The following is a 2772-nucleotide window of genomic DNA, read 5'->3' as shown; positions in this document are numbered from 1 at the left end:
CCGCGCCCCCGGTGCTCGCCGAGGTCGTGCGCTCCGGCTTCGTGGAGGGTCGACACCGCGGCTCGCTGGTCGAGCTGGCCGCCGACGGCACCGTGCGCCGGGCCCTGGGCGACGTGACCTCGCCCTTCTTCCCCCGCTCCAGCAACAAGCCGATGCAGGCCGCCGCGCTCCTGCGCGCCGGCGCCGACCTGCGCGGCGAGGACCTGGCCATGGCCGCCGCCAGCCACGCCGGGGAGGCGTTCCACCGCGCCCGCGCCGCCGCCGTGCTCTCCGCGCACGGCTTCACCGAGGACGACCTGATCTGCCCACCGGACCTGCCCGGCGACCCGGAGGAGGTCGAACGGGTGTTCGCCGCCGGCGGCGGACGCACCCGGCTCGCCATGAACTGCTCCGGCAAACACGCCGCCATGCTCGTCGCCTGCGCGGCGAACGGCTGGTCCACCGCCGACTACACCGACCCCGACCACCCCCTCCAACGCCTGATCCGGCAGACCCTGGAGGAGCTGAGCGGCGACGAGGTCGCGCACACCGGCGTGGACGGCTGCGGCGCGCCGCTGATGGCGATCTCCCTGACCGGCCTGGCCCGCGCCTTCCGCGCACACGTGCTGGCCGACCCCGGGACCCCGGAGCGGAGGGTGACCGACGCCATGCGCGCCCACCCCGAGTACATCGGCGGCACCCGCCGGGAGGACACCCTGCTGATGCGGGAGGTGCCGGGCGTGCTGGCCAAGGCGGGCGCCGAGGGCGTGCAGGCGGTGGCGCTGGCCGACGGCCGCGCGCTGGCGTTCAAGATCGAGGACGGCGCCGGTCGGGCGCGCGGCCCGGTGCTGGCCGCCGCGCTGGCCGCGATGGGCGTGGAGCACCCGATCCGGGCGCGGATCGCCCGGGCCCCGCTGCTGGGCGGCGGACGGCCGGTGGGCGAGGTGCGGGCGGTGCGGCTCCCCGACTGAGTCCCGACGGCGATTCGACGGTGATCGACCGGGTCCCGACGGCGCCCCGGGGGACGCCGTCCGGGTCGGGTGCCGGCACGCGGAAAATGCGTGGCGGCACCCGACCCCCGCTCCTACCGTCTGACCATGGCCTCGGACACGCCCGTACAGACGCCCCCCGCCTCCTCATCCCCCGCCGGTCCCGACATCCGCGCCGTCGGTGACGACGCCGACCTGTTCGCCGCCTGGATCGCCCGCATCCGCACCGGCTTCGACGCGCCGCCGGACGGCGACCCCAAGGAGATCCCCGATCGCATGGCCGGGATGGACCTCTCCCGTACCGTGGGCGTCTTCGAAGAGGGCCGCTGCGTGGCCACCTTCCGCTCCTACGACCAGGAGCTGACCGTTCCCGGTGGAAACGCGGTGCGGGCCGACGCCGTCACCGCCGTGACCGTCTCCTCCACCCACCGCCGTCGCGGCCTGCTGACCCGGCTGATGAGCGACGACCTGCGGGCGGCGCGGGAGCGCGGCGACACCGTGGCCACCCTCATCGCCGCCGAGTACCTCATCTACGGCCGCTACGGCTTCGGCCCGGCGGCGAGCACCACCACCCTGGAGATCGACCTCTTCCGGGCCGGTTTCGACCCGCGCCGCACCGGGCGGCCGGAAGACCTCGGGCTCTCCGGCTCGATCCGGTTCGCCGAGGCCGAGGAGGTGCGGAAGGTCGGCCCCGAACTGCACGACCGGTTCCGCCGGCTGCACCCGGGCACCATCGACCGGGACGCCTTCTGGTGGGACCGGTTCACCGGCGTCGTGCGGTGGTCCGACGACGGCCCCGCCCCCCGCCACCTGCTGTACACGGACGCCGAGGGCGTGCCGCAGGGTCTGGCGAGCTTCACGATCGACGACGCCTGGGCCCACGGCCGGCCCGACAACCTGTTGAAGGTGCGCTCCCTGATCGGCGCCTCGCCGGAGGCCGAGCGAGCACTGTGGCACCACCTGTGCTGCTACGACTGGGCGAGCCGGGTCTCCACCGGGAAGAGGGGCCCCGACGATCCGGTGCGTGGCGTGCTGCCCGACCGGCGGGCCGCCCGGATCACGGACCACTGGGACTTCCTGTGGGTCCGCCCGCTGGACACCGCCGCCATGCTCTCCTCGCGGAGCTACCGCACCGAGGGCGAACTGGTGGTGGAGGTGCGCGACCCGATGGGCCTGTCCGGGGGGCGCTTCCTGCTGACCGCCTCGCCCGAGGGCGCCGAGTGCGCGCCGACCGACCGCTCGGCCGACCTGACGCTGGGCGTCGGCACGCTGGCCGGGCTGTGGCTGGGGGACCGCTCCGCGACCCTCGCGCAAGCGACGGGGGATCTGGACGAGGAGACCCCGGGCGCGGTGGTCCGCGCCGACGTCCTGCTGGGGACCGGTCGTCGACCCTGGTGCGCGGACGTCTTCTGAGGAGAGGTTCCGCGGCACGGGCCGCTCGGGTCGCGGCCGATGGGGCCCCGAGGGCCCGAGGGTGCCGGCACGCGGCGGGGGCGTGCCGGCGCCCGGTTCTCAGCCGAGCGCCAGCAACCCCGCCGCGACCGCCAGCAGGCCCACGCTGAACTGCCAGCGCATACCGCTCTCCGGCCCCGACTCCCACAACACGAAGGCCACCAGTACCGTGGCCGCCACGACCTGCCAGCCGAGCTGGAGCAGGAAGGGCAACAGGACGTGGAACACCAGCGCGCTCAACGCCCGGACCCGACCCTCAACCATGATCGCCTTCCTCCTTCCGCGCTTCCGCTTCCACCGCCGGCGGGAGGAGCCGCGCGCCCGATCGCACGACCGGGGGTGGTCGAGGGGG

3 protein-coding genes are annotated in these 2772 nt (G+C 75.3%); 2 read left to right on the top strand and 1 reads right to left on the bottom strand.

Annotation, left to right across the window (positions count from 1 at the left end):
- Nucleotides 1–950, top strand: a 950-nt coding sequence (locus FNQ90_RS18785) for an asparaginase (RefSeq protein ID WP_182607443.1), incomplete at its 5' end; no start/stop codon positions are given.
- Nucleotides 951–1040: 90 nt separating this feature from the next.
- Nucleotides 1041–2381, top strand: a complete 1341-nt coding sequence (locus FNQ90_RS18780) for a GNAT family N-acetyltransferase (protein WP_323380063.1) — start codon at nt 1041–1043, stop codon at nt 2379–2381.
- Nucleotides 2382–2480: 99 nt separating this feature from the next.
- Here FNQ90_RS18780 and FNQ90_RS18775 read toward each other — a convergent pair whose 3' ends face one another.
- Nucleotides 2481–2684: a hypothetical protein gene (locus FNQ90_RS18775; protein ID WP_143624218.1), complete on the bottom strand. Its 204-nt coding sequence runs from the start codon at nt 2682–2684 to the stop codon at nt 2481–2483.
- Between the last annotated feature and the right edge of the window lie 88 nt (nt 2685–2772).

The sequence above is a fragment of the Streptomyces alkaliphilus genome (genome assembly GCF_014141535.1).
Taxonomy (GTDB): domain Bacteria; phylum Actinomycetota; class Actinomycetes; order Streptomycetales; family Streptomycetaceae; genus Streptomyces; species Streptomyces alkaliphilus.
This window is presented reverse-complemented; position numbering and strand designations above follow the sequence as displayed.

What these genes read in the sequence shown, in the direction of transcription:
- FNQ90_RS18775 (WP_143624218.1), bottom strand. Translation starts at nt 2,684, where the DNA reads ATGGTTGAGGGTCGGGTCCGGGCGTTGAGCGCGCTGGTGTTCCACGTC.